Source organism: Pseudomonas izuensis, from assembly GCF_009861505.1.
GTDB lineage: Bacteria > Pseudomonadota > Gammaproteobacteria > Pseudomonadales > Pseudomonadaceae > Aquipseudomonas > Aquipseudomonas izuensis.
Genome location: NZ_WTFT01000017.1, coordinates 145,289 through 164,447, shown reverse-complemented (window position 1 = coordinate 164,447; position 19,159 = coordinate 145,289). Strand labels below are relative to the sequence as shown.

The window sequence follows — 19,159 nt, the reverse complement described above, 5'->3', positions numbered from 1 at the left end:
ACCCGCCGTCAGGGCGGAACCGTCAGTGGCCGTTGTTGCAGGAATGGATATGTACTCGGTCAACAACATTCAGGTCGGCTCGTAGGCCGCCTTCGCTGGCAAGCCAGCTCCTACAGAAGCAGATCAGCTCCACACACCGGTGACCTGCTGGATTGCAGCGTTCTAATTGATGGTTTGTAACGGCATTTTAGGAAGCGTCTGACATCAATTCATTGGCAGCCTTGATAGCGTGCACCTGAACCCGGCTTCAGAACGTTTACCGTAAAGGGTCATGGATGACCTTTTTACACGCGTTGCATCAACGTTCCGGAGTCTTTGCAACGCCGCAAGACAAGGAGTCATGCATGCCCGACGCGACCCTCGATACCCGTTTCACGCTTGCGATCACCGATTTCGAACACGATCTTCAGGTCCTATCCTTCGTTGGCAATGAGTCCATCAGCCAGACTTACGCCTTCGATGTCGAACTGGTCAGCGACAGACCGAACCTGGACCTGGAAAACCTCCTGCACAAACAGGCTTTCCTGGCCTTTAACGATCATGGCAACGGCGTTCATGGCCAGATACATAGCGTTGCCCGCGGTGAGAGCGGTCATCGCCTGACCCATTACAGCCTGACGCTGGTGCCTCGGCTGACCTACCTCAAACACCGAATCAACCAGCGCATTTTTCAGCAATTGACCGTTGCACAGATCATCGCGACGGTGCTGGAAGACCACGGCCTCAATCGTGAGTTTCACGAGTTCCGCCTGACCTCGGTTTATCCCCCTCGCGAATATTGCGTGCAATACCAGGAATCTGATTTGCACTTCATCCAGCGCCTCTGTGAAGAAGAAGGCCTGCATTACCACTTCAGCCATAGCCGCGAAAAACATCTGCTGGTGTTTGCCGATCATCAGTCCATATTCCCCCGGATTGAAGGGATAACGCCTTATCGACGGGACAACGGCCTGGTTGCCGAAGGGCCGGTCATCAAGCGATTCAAGCGGCAACTCAATACCCGCCCCAGCCGCACCACACGTCGAGAGTACGATTTCAGGAAAGCCAGCATACTGCTGGAGTCCAGCTGCCGATCCGCGCCCGGCCAGGTTCAGCCGAATCTGGAAGATTATGCTTACCTGGGGGGGATTGATCTGGGTGAGCGTGACAAGGTGCGAAGTCAACGGTCCCTGGAACGTCACCGCGTCGATCACAACCGGGCAAAGGGTAAAAGCGATCAACCGACCCTGGTCTCCGGGCACCTTCTGCAGATGTCGGAGCACCCGATCCGTGAATGGAACGACCTCTGGCTACTGACCAAAGTGCGCCATGAAGGCCGGCAACCCGCCGTGCTCGAGGAGAACTTCAGCCACGACGCGACCGATCGACAGGATGGATTTGTCCAGGGTTATCGCAACCGGTTTGTTGCCATTCCCTGGGATGTTTTCTACCGCCCGCCCCTCGTCCACGAAAAACCGCGAATGCTCGGCAGCCAGACCGCGAAGGTCACCGGTCCCGAAGGCGAAGAGATCCATTGCGATCGATACGGGCGGGTCAAGGTGCAGTTTCATTGGGATCGCGAAGGGCGACACAACGATAAGAGCAGTTGCTGGCTGCGGGTGGCCTCCGGTTTGGCCGGTAATGCCCACGGTAGCGTCAGCCTGCCGAGGGTCGGCATGGAAGTACTCGTCAGCTTTCTGGAAGGTGATCCTGATCAACCGCTGATCAGCGGATGCCTGATCAACAGCATCAACCCACCGCCCTACGCATTGCCGGAGCATAAAACCCGCAGCGTGTTTCGTTCGCGCAGTACGCCGAACAGCACCGGCTTCAACGAACTGCACCTGGAGGATCGCGTCGGTCGGGAATTGATCTACCTGCGTGCCCAACGGGATATGGAGCAGAAGATCGAAAACGACAGTCGCCTCGAAGTGGGCAATGAGCGGCGGGAAACCATCAAGGGCAACAGTTTTACGCTGCTGGAAGCGGAAGAACATCGCACCGTCCTGGGGGATCACATGGTCCATGTGGCCAGCAACAGCCACACCCGCGTCGATCAAAACCTGGTCATCGAAGCTGACCAGGTTTGCATCAAGGCCAACAAGTTTCTGATTCTGGAGGCCGCCGCGGGCGTCAGCATTCGGGGAGGCGACCAACACCTGGTGATTGGCCATGGCGGCATTTTCGGCAGCAGCGACCTCCAGCTCGGTGGCGCACCGGTGCCGGGCTTGGCCATCTCGGCACCCGCAATGGTTGAAGCACTATCGGCGCCCGCGGAACTGCGCCCCGTGCTGGCACCCAGCCAAAGGGCATTGATGACGCACAGCAAAATGCTGGGCGCGGACTTCTGCCCCGTTTGCGAAGCCTGCCGTGCAGGCATCTGCCTGCCACAAGGAGACCTGGCATGACTGACTTGTTTGTCCGTCGCTGGATGACCGACCAGCAACGTGCTGGTCATTCATTGTGCTTGATTCTGGACTCTGAAAATGAAAGCGACATCCGCCAGTCACTGTTGAACGCCAGCCCGATCGAGCAGTATCTGAGTGTCTACGAAGGCACTGCCATCGCCGACCTGGCCAATGCCGGGCCGTTCATTTTCACCCTCGACCAGCCCGGCGACAGACGCATCGATGGACTGCTCGAACATCCGCAGCGCAACTGGGGATGGCTGGCCAGCCTGCCGAAAGGTGACTTGCCCAACCTGGGCAAACACTGGCGCGAACGCTTGCTCATCGGTCCGCGTGCGCATCAAGCGCTGTATCGCTTTCATGACAATCGGGTGTTGGCCCGGGCCCTCGAACAATTACCTGCCGACGCTCTTCCGGCCTATCTCGGGCCGGTGTTCAGTGTGTGCTACTGGGATGGCGCTGGCTGGAAAATCACCGACAACCCGGCACCCGGAGCTTATGTGGTGCCCAGTGAACCCCTGTGGCTGCGCACATCAGCTTGCACTTTGCAGGCAATGCAAATTCGCCTTATCAATGCCCATCGCTACCTGTTGGCCGAGCACGTAAAGGCCTACGCCGACCTCGCCGGACTACATGATCCGGATGCCTGGCTACGCGATCGACTGGCCCAAGCGGATGCATGGGGCTGGCATACGCCGGAGCAAGTGGAGTTTCTCTTGGTGCAGAGTCTGCAAGCACCGGCCTATACCCTGGAGGCGTATTGGCAGGCGCGTGCCGATGAAACACCGGCCATGCATTTTGAGCGGGTGTATTCGTTACAGGGGTTTGGCAAAAGGCAGACGTCATTATGAACGGCCCATGGCGTGGCGCCGGCCTGGGGGGATACATGGTGTTATTGGCTGGTTGCGCCAGCCAGCCAAATACCTTCACCTTCACGGCGGAGTTACCGCCGGATTTCGCCTACGTCGCAACGGTCTTCTATGGGCCCGCCAAGGGTGAAACCTGCACCGTCGAAAACCGCGACAACATAGCGCCTATGTTCAACAGGGAATGGCGCACGCAATACCAACCGGATGCCGAGATCACCATTCGCCGAACCCGCAATGGCTGCCCCTTGGTGATCCGGCGTATTGAGCTGGATATCAATGCGACTTATGGAAAAGACCGGGGGGACTTTGGGGGAGACAGTGCCAATGTCGCCTTTCGCGACGAGTTGGAGGAGCAATACAAGGGCACGTTCAGTAACACGGGTGACAGTACGTTTTACGGTGAATGCCAATGGCTGTTCCGCACTGCTGGCACTTACCGACGCATCGTCAAAATCCTCGACTGCAAAAAAACCAATGCACAGGGCGAACTGGGCAAGGGTCGTCCGTTCTCGGCGTACACCCTCGATCAACTGCCGGGTAAAACCGTGAGGATGAAGATCACGCTGGCTGAGGAAGAACGGCCTGCCTTTGGCGACACCTGGGTCAAGGTACCCAATGGCTGGAGGCGCTGCATGGGTAAAAGCTTTGAGGATCAAGACGCTTACTGCTTCGGTAATTACACAAACTTCAGCACCTTCACCCTGCCTGATGGGCACATCTGCAGCATTTATCCCGACTGCACGGAATAAGGAGATTTAGACATGACATCAATGGATGAAGAATTGTCATCACGCTTGAGCAGCAGAGTGCTGACATGCCCGGTACAGGGCATGTGGACCAGTTTTCAATTGGTTGACGAATTCGGTTCGGGTGAGCCCTATGCAGGACTGATCTATACCGTAATCGATTCGGAAGGTCAGAAATACAGCGGCTACCTCGATATCGCCGGCACAGGAAAAATCACCAACCATTTTGCAGGCCCGGTCGCGCTGTTTTTTGAACCCTTATACGAAGGGCAAGAAATGATTTACGTGCGAGCCATGAAAAGACAACACTATCCCCTCAAAATAACCGAACTCCAGGTACGCGCCGAGCAAACCCGCTTCCTGAACCCGGACGCAACGCGCCCCATCAGCAATCCAGCCCATGCCTGCGCCGATGAGTTCGTCCAGATAGAAGTGCGTCATCTGGTCGAGCATGTTTCGCATCTCCCTCCAGAGTCGTCCTTCCCGGGTAGTACAGGACGGGCAACTATCATGGGGGAGCATGGCAAGCTCGGCTTTGCCCTGCTACCGCAACAGCACACGGTGCTTGAAGTACGACCACTGCGGGCCTTGCGCCCCATGCTGTCGACCGGCCCCGATTTCTGCGCACTGAACCTCTATCAACTCGCGCTGATGTCTACCCTGAGTTATTGCCCTTTTGGTCAGGAACCAGAGAAAGCGCCCATAAACTCTACCGTGAGCTTTCCTCTGCAACCGAGCGTGGGAAACTGGTTTGGCGATGCGATGGCCGTGTCAGATGAAATTTGGCAGGTCAATTCATCACAAACCAAACCTTACTATCCGTTGTATGAAGACGTGCCGTACTCCAAACGTCTGGAAATCGTGCCGTTTGATCCCTCTCTCTATGACGTGAATAACCCTGAACTAAAAAGCGATCAGGAACACCCTGCCAAAGTTCACTTTCTCAACGATATCGATAGAGAAGATGCCACAGATACCCAGGCCTTCATTACCCACAACGACGATCTGATCCTGATTGCCGTGCGGGGTACTTCCGAGAATCCCCCCGACGCCCTTCGCGATGCCGATGCATACCAAGTACCGTTTCAAGGCACCGACAGCAAGGTACATCGTGGTTTTTATGGAAGTGCATTAAAGGCTTACGACTTTGTACTGAACTACCTCGACAGATTTTATGCCGGCCAAAAACTCCTGATCTGCGGCCACAGTCTCGGCGGCGCTGTAGCGTTGCTTCTTGCTGAGATGCTGCGTCGTCGAGCAGGTTTCAATTACACCCTCCAACTCTACACCTACGGCGCCCCCCGAGCCGGTGACGCCAACTTCGTCAAAGGTGCGGAACCGCTGGTGCACTACCGCATGGTCAACCATAACGACCCGGTGCCCAGCGTGCCCGGCACCTGGATGAACACTAAGGCCAATGTTTTCGGCACCGGGGCCGCGATGACCTTTGTCAATGTTCCGCTCGGCCTGTCGGTGTTTGTCGCGGGCATTACCAATTGGACCGGCGAGCCGTACGACCACCACGGCGCCTTGCTCCACTTCATGCCTGTGCGCTTCAACAGCCAGGAAATGTCTTCGATTCTCTGGCAGCCGGGCTGCGACGTCATCAACCAGCATGCCGCGTGCACAGTGGCGTTGCAGCAGCAAAACGGCCTGCCGCAGCGACCCTCGTTGCTGTCTCAGATTTTCCAGGCCGCGGACCATTTCATGGCGCCTGCCTACATTCCCGCCTGCTGGGCGACGTTGCGGCGCTGGCAGCAAGCATCGGAATCGAACCTTCCCCTGATCACCCGTCGCGAACTTCAATTTGTAGAAGGTGCATTGAACATCGTCTCTGAAAAAATGCGCCGCAAACGGCAGGATCTGATGGCCAGGCCGGATGCCTATGTCCGGAGCCAGGAAAAGCTCATCAATGCCCTCGAGCAGGAGATTGGCAGGATCAAAACCACACAAGCGCGACTGGCGCCCCTGTCTTATCAGTCCATCAAACAGGAAGATGTCTACGGCGTACTGTGTGCGCAACCCGAGCAACTGGCGCAGAACCTGGCCCGCTGGCGGGCACATCCACAGAACCAGGCTCCCGTGCAACTGGCAGTGGCACCGAAACCAGGCGCGAACGAACGCTCGATTCCGCCGATGACCATCGATATCGATTCGATTGTTTGAACCGCATCCGGCATCAACGGTGACCGATATTCCGCCATCGCGGGCAAGCCCGCTCCCACAGTGCGCAGTGGTGGACACCCAATATATGAACACCCTGAATCACTGTAGGAGCGAGCCTGCTCGCGAAAAACCGGAGAACACCGCGGGGTGTCATGAATCAGCGTGTGGTCGCGCTCACACCACACATTCGCACGAATTGCTCCTCTTTCTCAATTGACAATAATTATCATTACGCCTAATTTGTCGCTCGACGTGCAGGACGGCCAGGATTTCCTGGCGTCCCACTAACCTATTGGCAGAAGGGTGATTTCCATGACGGAACAAGTGTCCACAGGCAGGTGCGATTCACCGCTACTTCAGGCCTTCGTCGACAATCGACTGATCCTGGTCAAGATTGCAGCGCGTATCACCGGCTGCCGTTCGCGTGCAGAGGATGTGGTGCAGGATGCATTTTTCCGGCTGCAATCGGCGCCACCGATCACGTCCTCGTTCAAGGCTCAACTCAGCTATTTGTTCCAGATCGTGCGCAACCTGGCGATCGATCACTACCGCAAGCAGGCACTGGAGCAGAAGTATTCCGGGCCTGAAGAGGAAGGGCTGAACGTGGTGATTCAGGGCGCTTCGCCGGAAACGTCACACATTAATTTTTCGACCCTGGAAAACATCGCCGACGCCCTCACCGAACTGCCGAGCCGTACTCGCTACGCCTTCGAAATGTACCGCCTGAACGGCGTACCGCAAAAGGACATCGCCAAGGAACTCGGCGTCTCGCCAACCCTGGTCAACTTCATGATTCGCGATGCGTTGGTGCATTGCCGCAAGGTGTCGGGCAATCGTGCGAATGCCAGTGCACGTCGTTAAGCAACGACATTCGTGTTGCTCCCATCGCGGGCAAGCCCGCTCCCACAGGTTCAGCGCTAACCCTGTAGGAGCAAGCTTGCTCGCGATGGACGTCAACGATAACGCGTGATGTCTGAATGAGCGCGACCTGTGGAACCCTCTAGTGCAGAACCGGCACCACCGCAATCTTGTACGGATCAAAAATCCTCAGCATCTGGCCATTGTCCCGCAGCTCTTGCAGCAAGCTGCCGAATGCCTCACCCGTGATCGGCGCTGTCGGGCGCAGGATGGCGTAATGGTGATAAACCTGGTCGACGCGATCGGACACCAGCAATTGATCAGCGACTTTCAGATTGCGTAAAAAGTAGTCGCTCAAGTATGAGCGCGTCACCAGGGCGATGTCGGCGCGGCCACGCAGTACCATCAACAGGTTACTGTCATGGGAGTAGGTCAACGTGGCGTTGTAGTGGGTGGCGAGGTATTTGGGCTCGGCGTTGAAGCTGGCAAACTCATAGTGGTAACCGCTGAACAGCGCCAGACGCTTGCCCGTCAAGTCGTCAAAATAGTCTTGCTGGCGAGCCGACCGGCCTTCGGGTTGACGTTGGGCGACGAATATTTCGGCGTCTTCCAGGCCCATGTCGACAATGGTGTGCGGGATTTCTTTCCAACCCCAGTCGGGATTTTCGAAGATCGCCATGTCCACCCGCCCTTGCTTGAAGTCACCAAAGCGTCGGGGAATGGAAGTGGGCACCAGCACGAATTGATAGTCGCTTTGCAGGGCATTGAGCGCTGCTACCAATTGCGGCAACAGGCCCGTGTCGGCCCCGGTTTCCGGGCGCACGGTGTACGGAGGAAAGTGCGCGGCACCGATGCGCACCAGTTGTGCAGCCTGGGACGGCAAAATCGATAACGCCGCAAGCGCTGCCAGCAAAAAACGCGAAGCCGTCCGAATTGGCGAAGACATCAATACGACCCACTCCCCAAAAATACTGCATCAATGCTTTCAAGCTAGGCGGTTTCGCCCAGTTAGCCAGTTTCCTGCCGACCAACACAAACTTATTATTTTTCCTCCAGCACCAGTGTCAGCGCCTCATCGGCCAACTGATCGAGGCTCATGCTGCCATCGGCGCGAAACCAGGTGGTCGTCCAGGACAACGCCCCGGTCAGGAAACGCCGGGTGACGAATACATCACCGCGAATGAACCCGGCGCTCTTCGCTTCGCCCAGCACCTGCAACCAGATGTCTTCATAGATATCCCGCAGTGCGAGGACTTTTGCCTGGCCGTCCTCGGACAGCGAGCGCCATTCGTAGACCAGCACCGCCATGGCCTCGCCACTGCCGCCCATGATCGACTGCAATTCGCAGCGGATCAGCGCCAGCACCCGCTCGCGCACACTGTGGGCCTCGGCGAGGGCTGCGCGCATCAACGCGGTGTTGTATCGGACGGTCTCTTCCATCACGGCCCGCAGGATTTCGTCCTTGCTTTTGAAGTGATGGAAAATGCTCCCCGACTGAATGCCCACGGCACCGGCCAGATCGCGCACGGTGGTGCGCTCGTAGCCTTTGTTGCGAAACAGGTGGGCCGCCACTTGCAGCAGCTTGCCACGGGCGCTGTCCGGATCGGTCAACTGGCCGTTGTCGACCAGATCACGCATGACCCTCAGGGCTTTTTGCTCGTCCACCCGTTCTCTCCTACAGTCTTGATCACCGCTAAAACAGCGGGCTTGCGCGGGCAATTTAAGCTGGCATTGGCAACCAAGCAAGCGCTCGGGCAGAAGATATTTCAGTCATTTACAAACCAAGCGCTTGCTTGGTAGTCTCGTTTCACATCTGTCGGAGGTGGTTATGGAATTGACTGCGCCCAAAACGATCCGCATCGGTTGCGCAAGCGCCTTCTGGGGCGATACCTCGACTGCCGCCGCGCAACTGGTGGAAGGCGGGCGCCTGGACTACCTGGTGTTCGATTACCTGGCGGAAATCACGATGTCGATCATGGCCGGTGCGCAGATGAAGGACCCGCAGGCCGGTTATGCCAGTGACTTCATCGAAGTCCTGAGCCCCCTCCTCACTCAGCTCGCCGAACAAAAAATCCGCGTCATCAGCAATGCCGGCGGAGTCAATCCACAGGCCTGCGCCGCCGCCCTGCAAGCGGCCTGCGACAAGGCCGGAGTGACATTGAAGATCGCCGTGCTGCTGGGCGACGACCTGCAACCGCAGTCCAGACAGCTGAGCACCCTTGGCCTCCATGAAATGTTCAGCGGCGCCCCGCTGCCGCCGATGTGTGTCTCGACCAACGCCTACCTCGGCGCGCCGGGCATCGTCGAAGCCCTGCGCCTGGGCGCGGACATCGTGATCACCGGGCGCGTGGTCGACAGCGCCGTGGTCAGCGCCGCGCTGGTGCATGAATTCGGCTGGTCGTGGCACGACTACGACAAACTGGCCCAGGCGGCGCTGGCCGGGCACATCATCGAATGCGGTGCGCAGTGCACCGGGGGCAACTTCACCGATTGGCGCGATGTGCCGGACTACGAACACATCGGCTTTCCTATCGTCGAAGTCAGCGCCGACAGCCAGTTCATTGTCAGCAAACCCGAAGGCTCCGGTGGGCTGGTCACGCCACTGACGGTGGGCGAGCAGATGCTCTATGAGATCGGCGATCCGCGCGCTTATCTGCTGCCGGATGTGGTCTGCGATTTCACCCAGGTCAAACTCGTTCAACAAGGCAAAAATGCCGTTCAGGTGCATGGCGCAAAAGGCCTGCCGCCGACCGGTCAGTACAAAGTCAGCGCCACGTATCCGGATGGTTTCCGCTGCACCGCCAGTTGCCTGATCGCCGGCATCGATGCGGTCGACAAGGCCCGTCGAGTCAGCGCGGCGATCATCAACAAGACCTCGGAAATCTTCACTCGGCGTGGCTGGGCACCCTACAGTGACGTCAGCATCGAACTGCTCGGCAGTGAAGCCACGTACGGCCCCCATGCCCAGCGCCAGGACAGCCGCGAAGTGGTGATCAAGCTCGCCGTACGCCATCCAAACAAGCAGGCATTGATCGTGTTTTCCCGGGAAATCGCCCAGGCGGCCACCGGTATGGCGCCGGGGCTGACCGGCATCGTCGGCGGAAGGCCGACGGTGTATCCACTGATCCGCTTGTTCTCGTTCCTCATCGACAAATCCGCCTGCACGCTGGAAATTGATTTCATGGGTCAACGCCATCCGTGCGCCCTGCCCGCCCTGGACGTGCTCGATACTCATGACTTGCCCGCGCCGTTCGAACCGCCCAGGCCCGATGGTCCGGCTGACGCCAGCGTGGCGCTGATCAAACTCGCCGTGGCGCGCTCAGGTGACAAGGGCAACCATAGCAACATCGGCGTCATGGCTCGCGCACCCGAGTACCTGCCGTGGATCGCCGAGGCCTTGACCCCGGAGGTGATCGTCGACTGGATGAGCCACGTTCTCGACCCGGTCCACGGACGTGTCGAACGCTGGTATTTACCCGCCACCCACAGCCTGAATTTTCTCCTTGAAAATGCCCTCGGTGGCGGCGGCGTTGCCAGTCTGCGCATCGACCCGCAAGGCAAGGCCTTCGCCCAGCAACTGCTGGAAATCCAGATTCCGGTGCCGCAGCGCATCGCCGACCAGGTCAACTAGAGGATTGCCGCCATGGCCTACGATTCGATTTTCAAAGCCGATTTGTTTGCCGGTCAAACTATCATCGTCACCGGCGGCGGCAGCGGTATCGGACGCTGCACCGCCCACGAACTGGCGGCCCTGGGCGCCCATGTACTGCTGGTCGGGCGCAAGGCCGACAAACTGAAAAGCGTCGCCACGGAAATTGCCGAAGACGGCGGCAAGGCTGACTGGAGCACCTGCGACATCCGCGAGGAGGAAGCGGTTTCGCATCTGGTCAGCGAACTGATCCGCAAGCACGGGCCGATTCACGGCCTGGTCAACAATGCCGGCGGGCAGTACCCGTCGCCCCTGGCCTCGATCAACCAGAAGGGTTTTGAAACCGTGATGCGCACCAATCTGGTGGGCGGTTTCCTGATGGCCCGGGAAGTGTTCAATCAGTCCATGAGCAAGCACGGCGGGGCCATCGTCAACATGCTCGCCGACATGTGGGGCGGCATGCCCGGGATGGGCCACTCCGGCGCGGCGCGTTCGGGCATGGACAACCTGACCAAGACCGCCGCCTTCGAATGGGGTTACGCCGGCGTGCGGGTCAACGCCGTGGCGCCGGGCTGGGTTGCGTCCAGCGGCATGGACACTTACGAAGGTGCGTTCAAGGCGGTGATCCCGACCTTGCGCGAACACGTTCCACTCAAGCGCATCGGCACCGAATCGGAAGTCAGTGCGGCCATTGTTTTCCTGCTGAGCCCGGCGGCGGCGTTTATCAGCGGCAGCACCTTGCGCATAGATGGTGCGGCCAGCCTCGGCGGACGGGCGTGGCCGATTCACAAGGCGACGAACAGTGAGTCGTACAACGGTTTTCACCGTGCGTACCTTCCTGATGTCCTCAAGGATAAGGAATAGCCCATGCCGGTGATTCAATCGCAACTCGATTCCCACAGCGAACAGTTCGCCCGCAATCGTGCGGCGATGCTGACGTGCATCGAACAGGTCCAGTCGCTTGAACAGAACCTGCTGAACAAGGCTGCCGAGGCAAAAGCCAAATTCGATAAACGCGGGCAGTTGCTGCCCCGCGAACGCCTCAATCTGCTCCTGGACCCTGGCGCGCCGTTCCTCGAACTGGCGAGCCTGGCTGGATACAAACTGCACGACGACAAGGACGGCAGCTCGGCCGGTGGCGGCTTGATCGCCGGCATCGGCTATGTGTCCGGCGTTCGCGTGCTGGTGGTGGCGAACAACAGTGCGATCAAGGGCGGGACCATTTCCCCCAGCGGCTTGAAAAAGTCCTTGCGCCTGCAACAGATCGCCATGGAAAACAAACTGCCGGTGATCACCCTGGCCGAAAGCGGCGGCGCCAACCTCAACTACGCAGCGGAAATTTTCGTCGAGGGCGCGCGCAGCTTTGCCAATCAGGCACGGATGTCAGCCATGGGTTTGCCGCAGATCACCGTGGTGCACGGTTCAGCGACGGCGGGCGGCGCCTATCAGCCGGGATTGTCGGACTACGTGGTGGTGGTGCGCGGCAAGGCCAAGCTGTTTCTCGCAGGTCCCCCACTGCTCAAGGCTGCCACTGGCGAAGTCGCCACCGATGAAGAACTGGGCGGCGCCGAGATGCACGCGCAAATGGCCGGCACCGCCGAATACCTGGCCGAAAACGATGCCGACGGCGTGCGTCAGGTGCGCGAGATCGTCAGCCTGCTGTCATGGAACGATCAACTGCCGTGGCTCCCTGAACCTCAGTGGGAAGAACCGCTCTACCCCATCGACGAACTGCTGGGGCTGATCCCGGATGATCCGAAAAAGCCTTACGACGTACGCGAAATCATCGCCCGTATCGCCGACGGCTCGAACTTTCTCGACTTCAAGAACGAGTTCGATCAACAGACCGTTTGCGGTCACCTGAAAATCCACGGGCGCACCTGCGGCTTCATCGGCAACAACGGCCCGATCACGCCCAAGGGCGCGAGCAAGGCGGCACAGTTCATTCAGCTGTGCGACCAGAGCCAGACGCCACTGCTGTTTTTCCACAACACCACCGGGTTCATGGTCGGCACCGAATCGGAGCAGCAAGGCGTGATCAAGCACGGCGCCAAGATGATCCAGGCGGTGGCCAATGCCCGCGTGCCGAAGCTGACCATCGTGGTCGGCGGTTCCTATGGTGCCGGCAACTACGCGATGTGCGGCCGTGGCCTCGACCCGCGCTTCATCTTCGCCTGGCCCAACAGTCGCACGGCGGTGATGGGCGGCGCCCAGGCCGGCAAGGTGTTGCGCATCGTCACCGAGGCCAAACAGGCCAAGGACGGCCTGGTGCCCGACCCGAAAATGCTCGACATGCTGGAGCAGGTCACCGCGCAGAAGCTCGACAGCCAGTCCACGGCGCTCTACGGCAGCGCCAATCTGTGGGACGACGGACTGATCGATCCACGGGATACCCGGACCCTGCTCGGTTACTTGCTGGATATCTGTCACGAGGCCGGGATGCGGCCGCTGCAAGCCAACAGTTTTGGTGTGGCCCGGTTCTAGGCCGATTGATAAGGAGAACAATAAAAATGATCTTCACCCAGGAACACGAAGCACTGCGCCGCACCGTCCGCCAATTCGTCGATCATGAGATCAACCCTCACGTGGACGAATGGGAAAAGGCCGGGCGCTTTCCGATTCACGAGATCTTTCGCAAGGCCGGTGAGCTGGGTCTGCTGGGCATCTCCAAACCGGAAAAATTCGGCGGCATGGGCCTGGACTACAGCTACTCGATCGTTGCCGCCGAAGAATTCGGCACCATTCATTGCGGCGGCATTCCGATGTCCATCGGCGTGCAAACCGACATGTGCACCCCGGCCCTGGCGCGTTTCGGCTCCGATGAGCTGCGTGACGAGTTCCTGCGCCCGGCAATCAGCGGTGAACAGGTCGGCTGTATCGGCGTCTCCGAAGTCGGTGCCGGTTCCGACGTGGCCGGGTTGAAGACCACCGCGCGCAAGGACGGCGACGACTACGTGATCAACGGCAGCAAAATGTGGATCACCAACTCGCCCAGCGCCGACTTCATCTGCCTTCTGGCCAACACCTCGGACGACAAGCCGCACGTCAACAAGTCGCTGATCATGGTGCCGATGAACAGTCCCGGCATCAGCCTCAGCTCGCACCTGGACAAACTCGGCATGCGCAGTTCGGAAACCGCCCAGGTGTTTTTCGACAACGTGCGCGTGCCGCAGCGCAACCGCATCGGCCATGAAGGCGCGGGGTTCATGATGCAGATGCTGCAATTCCAGGAGGAACGCCTGTTTGGCGCGGCGAACATGATCAAGGGTCTGGAATACTGTGTCGACAGCACCATCGAGTACTGCAAGGAGCGCAAGACCTTCGGCAGTGCGCTGATCGACAACCAGGTCATTCACTTCCGCCTGGCCGAATTGCAAACCGAAATCGAATGCCTGCGCGCGCTGGTCTATCAGGCCACCGAGCAATACGTCAAAGGCCAGGACGTCACGCGCCTGGCGTCCATGGCCAAGCTCAAGGCCGGTCGTCTGGGACGCGAGGTCAGCGACAGTTGCCTGCAATATTGGGGCGGCATGGGCTTCATGTGGGACAACCCGGTGGCCCGTGCTTACCGCGATGTGCGGCTGGTGTCGATCGGCGGCGGTGCCGACGAAATCATGCTGGGGATCATCTGCAAACTCATGGGCATCCTGCCGGGGAAAAAGCCATGAGCAGCCTGCCGGTTTGCCAGACGTTGCTGCTGGAGCTGCATAATGGCGTGCTGCACATCACCCTCAATCGCCCGGAAAACCGCAATGCCATGAGCCTGCAGATGGTCGCCGAACTGCGCGCGGTGCTGGCGGCGGTGCGCGATGACCGTGCTGTTCGCGCCCTGGTGATCGGCGGTGCCGGCGGGCACTTCTGTTCGGGTGGCGACATCAAGGACATGGCCAGCGCCCAGGGTGCAACGGCGCACCGCGAAATGAACCGTGCCTTCGGTGCCCTGCTGGAAGAAACCCAGCACGCGCCGCAAGTGGTGATCACCGTACTGCAAGGTGCGGTGCTGGGCGGCGGCTTTGGGCTGGCCTGTGTCAGCGATGTCGCCCTGGCCGATCATCAGGCGCAATTCGGTCTGCCGGAAACCAGCCTCGGCCTGTTGCCGGCGCAGATCGCGCCGTTCGTGGTCCAGCGCATCGGCCTGACCCAGACCCGGCGCCTGGCCCTGACGGCGGCGCGTTTCGATGGCACTCACGCGCGGCGAATGGGGCTGGTGCATTTTGTCGAGCATGATCCGCAGGCATTGGCCGAACGCCTCGATGAGGTGCTGGCCCATGTGTTGTGTTGTGCGCCGGGGGCGAATGCGGCGACTAAAAAATTGTTGTTGGCGAGTGCCGTGCAGCCATCGAATGAGTTGCTGGATCAGGCGGCCGAGTGGTTCAGCGAAGCGGTGATCGGCGAAGAAGGGGTCGAGGGGACCATGGCCTTTGTGCAAAAAAGAAAACCGGGGTGGGCCCTTTAAAAGCATCGCTGGCAAGCCAGCTCCCACAAGGATATTTGTCGTTCACAAATCCTGTAGGAGCTGGCTTGCCAGCGATGAGGCCCTCACATTCACCGCAAAACCAGGGGAATAAACCATGCCCGGATTCACAAAAATCCTGATCGCCAACCGCGGTGAAATCGCCTGCCGCATCCAGCGCACCGCCCAGGCCATGGGCTACCGCACTGTCGCCGTGTTCAGCGATGCCGATGCGGATGCGCTGCATGTGCAAATGGCCGACGAAGCCGTGCATATCGGTCCGGCCCCGGTGCAACAGTCTTACCTGAACATCCAGGCGATCCTCGACGCGGCGCGCCTGACCTGCGCGGATGCTATCCATCCGGGTTACGGTTTTCTCTCTGAAAACGCCGGGTTCGCCCGCGCTTGCCAGCACGCCGGCATCACGTTCATCGGGCCCAGCCCCGAAGCCATCGAGCTGATGGGCAGCAAACGCCTATCGAAAATCGCCATGCTCAACGCTGGCGTGCCGTGCATCCAGGGTTATCAGGGCGCCGAACAGGATGACGCAACGCTCAGTCGCGAAGCCGAACGCATCGGCTATCCAGTGATGATCAAGGCCAGTGCCGGCGGTGGCGGGCGCGGCATGCGGCTGGTGCACGATGCCGGTGATTTGCTGGAACAGATTCGCACCGCTCGCTCCGAAGCCCTGCACGGGTTTGGCAGCGACGAACTGATCCTCGAACAGGCGTTGATCGAACCCCGGCATGTCGAGGTCCAACTGTTCGGCGACCAGCATGGCAACCTGATCTACCTCGGCGAGCGCGATTGTTCGATCCAGCGCCGCCATCAGAAAGTCATCGAGGAAGCGCCGTGCCCGGTCATGACCGCCACTTTGCGCCAAGCCATGGGTGAAGCGGCGCTCAAGGCCGGTCGGGCGGTGAATTACGTCGGTGCGGGCACCGTGGAATTCCTGCTGGATGCGCGCGGGCAGTTTTATTTCCTGGAGATGAACACCCGGCTGCAAGTGGAACACCCGGTCACCGAACTGATCACCGGCCTGGATCTGGTGGCCTGGCAACTGAACGTCGCCGAAGGACAACCGCTGCCGTTGCGTCAGGAGCAGGTACAACTCAACGGGCATGCCATGGAGGTGCGCCTTTATGCCGAGGACCCGACCCGGGGCTTTCTGCCACAAACCGGGCGCATAGACGCCTGGGAACCGGCACTGCAAAGCGGCGGCGTACGGATTGACCATGGCCTGCTCGAAGGCCAGCAGGTCAGCCCTTTCTACGATCCGATGCTGGGCAAGATCATCGCCCATGGTGCCACCCGCGAGGAAGCCCGGCGCAAGTTGCTGCGGGCGGTGCAGGACAGCGTCCTGCTAGGGGTGCAGAGCAACCAGTGCCTGCTCGCCAGCCTGTTGCAGCACCCGCAATTCATCAGTGGCGAATTCAGTACCGGATTCATTGCCCGGCAATTCGCTGACCATCCGTGCCTGCATCCCCCTGTACCGAGCGCCGAGGAACTGGCGATTGCCGCCGCCCTGCTTTACCAGACCTCGGCCCAGGCGCACCGCGGGCCGCTGGCCGGGTGGCGCAACAACGCCAGTGTGCCGCTGCATTATCGCCTCGGCCTGGACGATCAGCAGTGGTCAGTGGCGCTGAACGCCGTACCGGGCGAAGCCTGGCGTGTTCAGGTCGCCGGCCGCAGTCTTGAACTGAAGATCATCGAGTGCGACGGGCGCTGGGCCACCCTGGAAATCGACGGCATCCGTCGTCGCCATGCCTACCGACTGCACGCCGGGCAAATCTGCCTGTTTACCCGCCCCGGCAGCCTGCGACTGGATGACCGGACCCAGGCATTGGTCAGCAGCCAGGCCAGTATCAGCTGCGGCACCCTCAAGGCGCCGATGGACGGCGCCATTGTCGATGTGCTGGTCAACGAGGGCAGCCCGGTCAGCAAGGGGCAATTGCTGGTGGTGCTGGAGGCGATGAAAATGGAGCATCCACTCAAGTCGGGCATCGATGGCGTTCTCAAGCGTCTGCAGGTGCGCGTCGGCGATCAGGTGAAGAATCGTCAGATTTTACTGGAGGTGGAATAAGCCGCTAGGCGGAACCGTCGCGTTTGGCTACGCTCAAAGCCTATCAGGACGCGGATACCAGGAACCCTGCAATGCCTCACTGGCTGGTCATTGATCTGGAAGCCACCACCGATGAGGGTGGCTGGCCAGTAACTGAAATGGAAATCATCGAAATCGGCGCCACCCTAGTGGACCGCAAAGGCCGCGAAGTGGATCACTTCCAGTGCTTTGTGCGGCCATTGAGGCGGCCGTTGCTGACACCGTTTTGTCGGGAACTGACGCACATCACCCAGGCCGATGTCGATGCGGCGCGGACGCTGAGCGAAATCTGGCCGTCATTCGAACGATGGCTCGGGCAACATCATGCGCAACTGGAAGGCTGGATAAGTTGGGGCGATTACGATCGCCAGCAGCTCATTCAGGAATGGCAGCGGCTGCAACTCGACAGCGTCCTGAGCCGCACACCGCACATCAATCTCAAGCAGCGCTTTGCCAAGGCCCGTCGCCTGGAACGCCCGCTGGGGCTCAATGGCGCACTGCAACTGGCAGGTCTGCAATTTACCGGTCAACAACACCGTGCGCTGGAGGATGCACGCAATACCGCGCGCCTGTTACCGCAGATTTTCCCTCCTTTGGAGAGGTGACGACTCCGGCACCCTTGTGCATACTGGCCGGCCCTTTTTAGCCCTTTTCGAGGAATCGCCCATGTTTAAAGTCAACGAGTACTTCGACGGCACCGTCAAGTCGATCGCCTTTGGCACCGCTGAAGGTCCGGCGACCATCGGCGTCATGGCTCCGGGCGAATATGAATTCGGCACCAGCCAGCGTGAAATCATGCACGTAGTATCCGGCGCGCTGACCGTCAAGCTGCCGGACAGCAGCGACTGGGAAACCTTTGCCGCCGGCAGCCAGTTCAATGTGCCCGCCAACAGCAAATTCCAGCTGAAAGTCGCCGTCGACACCGCTTACCTGTGCGAATACCGCGGCTAACCCACCGGGTTTTCACGGCAACAAAAAAACGCCCGTGTCTTTGAAGACACGGGCGTTTTCCATTTCAAGGCGATTATTCCAGGATCGTCACCGGCATACCCACTTCCAGCCGTCCATTGCTGTCATTGACTAGATTCTGCCCGAACATCGCGCCATCAGCCTCGGCACGGTACTTCTGCAAGGTCGCCAACGGTTCGCGATCTTCGCTACGTTCGCCGGTTTGCGGATCGATGGTGGTGAGGATGCAGCGTGAGCACGACTTGACCACCCGGAATTCGACATCGCCAATGCGAATGCGCTTCCAGCCATCCTCGGCAAAAGCGTCACTGCCTTCAATCACCAGGTTCGGTCGAAAGCGCAGCATTTCCAGCGGGCGACCGACCCGTTGCGACAGATCCTCCAGCGACGCCTGACCGATCAGCAATAGGGGGAAGCCATCGGCGAACGCCACTTGATCGTCTTCCTTGCCGTAACCGGCCTCGGTAGTACGCGCCCGCTCCAGTGGCACATGCACCAGACGTGTCGGCTTGCCAATGAATTCACTGACCCAGGCACCCGCCGCATCGCCGGCATCCGGCACACGCAAGCTGTCGCGCCAGATGGTCACGCCGCGCAGCTCAGCATCGCTACCAGGCAACGCGATATCAATCGGCGAGTGACCGGGAGCATTGAGGGTCAAACCGCCATCGGCATTCCACAACGCCGAGAGTTGGCTCATCTGCGCCACCGCCCGCTGGGTCAGGAAACGCCCGCTGGCCTCGTCCACCAGCATCCAGCGGCGATCGCCGTCCAACCCCAGCTTGTCGAGGCCGACCTGCTGCAAGGTTTCACCCTTGCCGGATTTCAACGGATAACGATAAAGCGCGCTCAGTCGCAACATGGCCGGCTCCCTGATGGGCAAAAACGCCACCCTATACGAGCCTGCCCCCTGAATCAAAGTGCAAAAATAACTGTAGGAGCGAGCCTGCTCGCGATGGTG

General features: G+C 59.7%; 16 protein-coding genes. 13 read left to right on the top strand and 3 right to left on the bottom strand.

What is annotated here, in order from left to right; translation table 11 throughout:
- Positions 1-344 precede the first annotated feature (344 nt).
- The 5 genes from GPL81_RS17295 to GPL81_RS17275 all read left to right on the top strand — a co-directional run bounded on the left by GPL81_RS17295 (position 345) and on the right by GPL81_RS17275 (position 7,029).
- The gene (locus GPL81_RS17295; protein WP_160107709.1) at positions 345-2,387 is read left to right on the top strand and encodes a type VI secretion system Vgr family protein; all 2,043 of its coding nucleotides are present in this window, start codon (positions 345-347) and stop codon (positions 2,385-2,387) included.
- Positions 2,384-3,238 (top strand): DUF4123 domain-containing protein, encoded by an 855-nt coding sequence (locus GPL81_RS17290; protein WP_160107708.1) that lies wholly within the window; start codon positions 2,384-2,386, stop codon positions 3,236-3,238. The genes GPL81_RS17295 and GPL81_RS17290 overlap by 4 nt, the downstream gene beginning before the upstream one ends.
- A complete protein-coding gene (locus GPL81_RS17285; protein ID WP_160107707.1) occupies positions 3,235-4,005 on the top strand; it encodes a hypothetical protein in 771 nt (256 codons plus the stop codon). The genes GPL81_RS17290 and GPL81_RS17285 overlap by 4 nt, the downstream gene beginning before the upstream one ends.
- A gap of 12 nt (positions 4,006-4,017) precedes the next feature.
- Entirely contained in the window at positions 4,018-6,168 is a 2,151-nt protein-coding gene (locus GPL81_RS17280; protein ID WP_160107706.1) for a lipase family protein, read from the top strand.
- A gap of 312 nt (positions 6,169-6,480) precedes the next feature.
- Positions 6,481-7,029, top strand: a complete 549-nt coding sequence (locus tag GPL81_RS17275) for an RNA polymerase factor sigma-70 (RefSeq protein ID WP_160107705.1) — start codon at positions 6,481-6,483, stop codon at positions 7,027-7,029.
- A 139-nt stretch (positions 7,030-7,168) separates the two neighbouring features.
- On the opposite strand, the gene GPL81_RS17270 is transcribed toward GPL81_RS17275, so the two are convergent.
- Both GPL81_RS17270 and GPL81_RS17265 read right to left on the bottom strand, forming a co-directional pair.
- Positions 7,169-7,972, bottom strand: a complete 804-nt coding sequence (locus tag GPL81_RS17270; RefSeq protein WP_160107704.1) for a substrate-binding periplasmic protein — start codon at positions 7,970-7,972, stop codon at positions 7,169-7,171.
- 95 nt (positions 7,973-8,067) lie between these two features.
- On the bottom strand, positions 8,068-8,691 hold the full coding sequence (locus GPL81_RS17265) for a TetR/AcrR family transcriptional regulator (RefSeq protein ID WP_096509814.1): 624 nt from the start codon (positions 8,689-8,691) through the stop codon (positions 8,068-8,070).
- A gap of 163 nt (positions 8,692-8,854) precedes the next feature.
- Here GPL81_RS17265 and GPL81_RS17260 point away from each other — a divergent pair, with 163 nt between their 5' ends.
- The 8 genes from GPL81_RS17260 (at position 8,855) to ppnP (ending at position 18,180) form a co-directional block, all read left to right on the top strand.
- Positions 8,855-10,657, top strand: coding sequence for an acyclic terpene utilization AtuA family protein (locus GPL81_RS17260; RefSeq protein ID WP_160107703.1), 1,803 nt, complete (start codon positions 8,855-8,857; stop codon positions 10,655-10,657).
- A gap of 12 nt (positions 10,658-10,669) precedes the next feature.
- Positions 10,670-11,539, top strand: coding sequence for an SDR family oxidoreductase (locus GPL81_RS17255; protein WP_160107702.1), 870 nt, complete (start codon positions 10,670-10,672; stop codon positions 11,537-11,539).
- 3 nt (positions 11,540-11,542) lie between these two features.
- Entirely contained in the window at positions 11,543-13,159 is a 1,617-nt protein-coding gene (gene atuC / locus GPL81_RS17250) for a geranyl-CoA carboxylase subunit beta (RefSeq protein WP_160107701.1), read from the top strand.
- A 26-nt stretch (positions 13,160-13,185) separates the two neighbouring features.
- Positions 13,186-14,343, top strand: coding sequence for a citronellyl-CoA dehydrogenase (gene atuD, locus GPL81_RS17245; RefSeq protein WP_096509810.1), 1,158 nt, complete (start codon positions 13,186-13,188; stop codon positions 14,341-14,343).
- Positions 14,340-15,131 (top strand): enoyl-CoA hydratase/isomerase family protein, encoded by a 792-nt coding sequence (locus tag GPL81_RS17240; RefSeq protein WP_160107700.1) that lies wholly within the window; start codon positions 14,340-14,342, stop codon positions 15,129-15,131. Before atuD ends, GPL81_RS17240 begins: the two co-directional genes overlap by 4 nt.
- A 115-nt stretch (positions 15,132-15,246) precedes the next feature.
- A complete protein-coding gene (locus GPL81_RS17235) occupies positions 15,247-17,211 on the top strand; it encodes an acetyl-CoA carboxylase biotin carboxylase subunit (RefSeq protein WP_160107699.1) in 1,965 nt (654 codons plus the stop codon).
- A 71-nt stretch (positions 17,212-17,282) separates the two neighbouring features.
- Positions 17,283-17,834, top strand: a complete 552-nt coding sequence (locus GPL81_RS17230) for a 3'-5' exonuclease (RefSeq protein WP_160107698.1) — start codon at positions 17,283-17,285, stop codon at positions 17,832-17,834.
- Positions 17,835-17,895: 61 nt separating this feature from the next.
- The gene (ppnP, locus tag GPL81_RS17225; protein WP_007940055.1) at positions 17,896-18,180 is read left to right on the top strand and encodes a pyrimidine/purine nucleoside phosphorylase; all 285 of its coding nucleotides are present in this window, start codon (positions 17,896-17,898) and stop codon (positions 18,178-18,180) included.
- A gap of 73 nt (positions 18,181-18,253) precedes the next feature.
- Here the strand turns inward: ppnP and GPL81_RS17220 are convergent, their stop codons facing one another.
- Positions 18,254-19,060 carry an MOSC domain-containing protein gene (locus GPL81_RS17220; protein ID WP_160107697.1) on the bottom strand — a complete coding sequence of 269 codons (807 nt, stop codon included), beginning with the start codon at positions 19,058-19,060 and terminating at the stop codon, positions 18,254-18,256.
- Positions 19,061-19,159: the final 99 nt, after the last annotated feature.

Excerpts from the sequence above, each read along its gene's own strand:
- GPL81_RS17295 (WP_160107709.1), top strand. The coding sequence starts at position 345 with ATGCCCGACGCGACCCTCGATACCCGTTTCACGCTTGCGATCACCGAT.
- GPL81_RS17290 (WP_160107708.1), top strand. The coding sequence starts at position 2,384 with ATGACTGACTTGTTTGTCCGTCGCTGGATGACCGACCAGCAACGTGCT.
- GPL81_RS17285 (WP_160107707.1), top strand. The coding sequence starts at position 3,235 with ATGAACGGCCCATGGCGTGGCGCCGGCCTGGGGGGATACATGGTGTTA.
- GPL81_RS17280 (WP_160107706.1), top strand. The coding sequence starts at position 4,018 with ATGACATCAATGGATGAAGAATTGTCATCACGCTTGAGCAGCAGAGTG.
- GPL81_RS17275 (WP_160107705.1), top strand. The coding sequence starts at position 6,481 with ATGACGGAACAAGTGTCCACAGGCAGGTGCGATTCACCGCTACTTCAG.
- GPL81_RS17270 (WP_160107704.1), bottom strand. The coding sequence starts at position 7,972 with ATGTCTTCGCCAATTCGGACGGCTTCGCGTTTTTTGCTGGCAGCGCTT.
- GPL81_RS17260 (WP_160107703.1), top strand. The coding sequence starts at position 8,855 with ATGGAATTGACTGCGCCCAAAACGATCCGCATCGGTTGCGCAAGCGCC.
- GPL81_RS17255 (WP_160107702.1), top strand. The coding sequence starts at position 10,670 with ATGGCCTACGATTCGATTTTCAAAGCCGATTTGTTTGCCGGTCAAACT.
- atuC (WP_160107701.1), top strand. The coding sequence starts at position 11,543 with ATGCCGGTGATTCAATCGCAACTCGATTCCCACAGCGAACAGTTCGCC.
- atuD (WP_096509810.1), top strand. The coding sequence starts at position 13,186 with ATGATCTTCACCCAGGAACACGAAGCACTGCGCCGCACCGTCCGCCAA.
- GPL81_RS17240 (WP_160107700.1), top strand. The coding sequence starts at position 14,340 with ATGAGCAGCCTGCCGGTTTGCCAGACGTTGCTGCTGGAGCTGCATAAT.
- GPL81_RS17235 (WP_160107699.1), top strand. The coding sequence starts at position 15,247 with ATGCCCGGATTCACAAAAATCCTGATCGCCAACCGCGGTGAAATCGCC.
- GPL81_RS17230 (WP_160107698.1), top strand. The coding sequence starts at position 17,283 with ATGCCTCACTGGCTGGTCATTGATCTGGAAGCCACCACCGATGAGGGT.
- ppnP (WP_007940055.1), top strand. The coding sequence starts at position 17,896 with ATGTTTAAAGTCAACGAGTACTTCGACGGCACCGTCAAGTCGATCGCC.
- GPL81_RS17220 (WP_160107697.1), bottom strand. The coding sequence starts at position 19,060 with ATGTTGCGACTGAGCGCGCTTTATCGTTATCCGTTGAAATCCGGCAAG.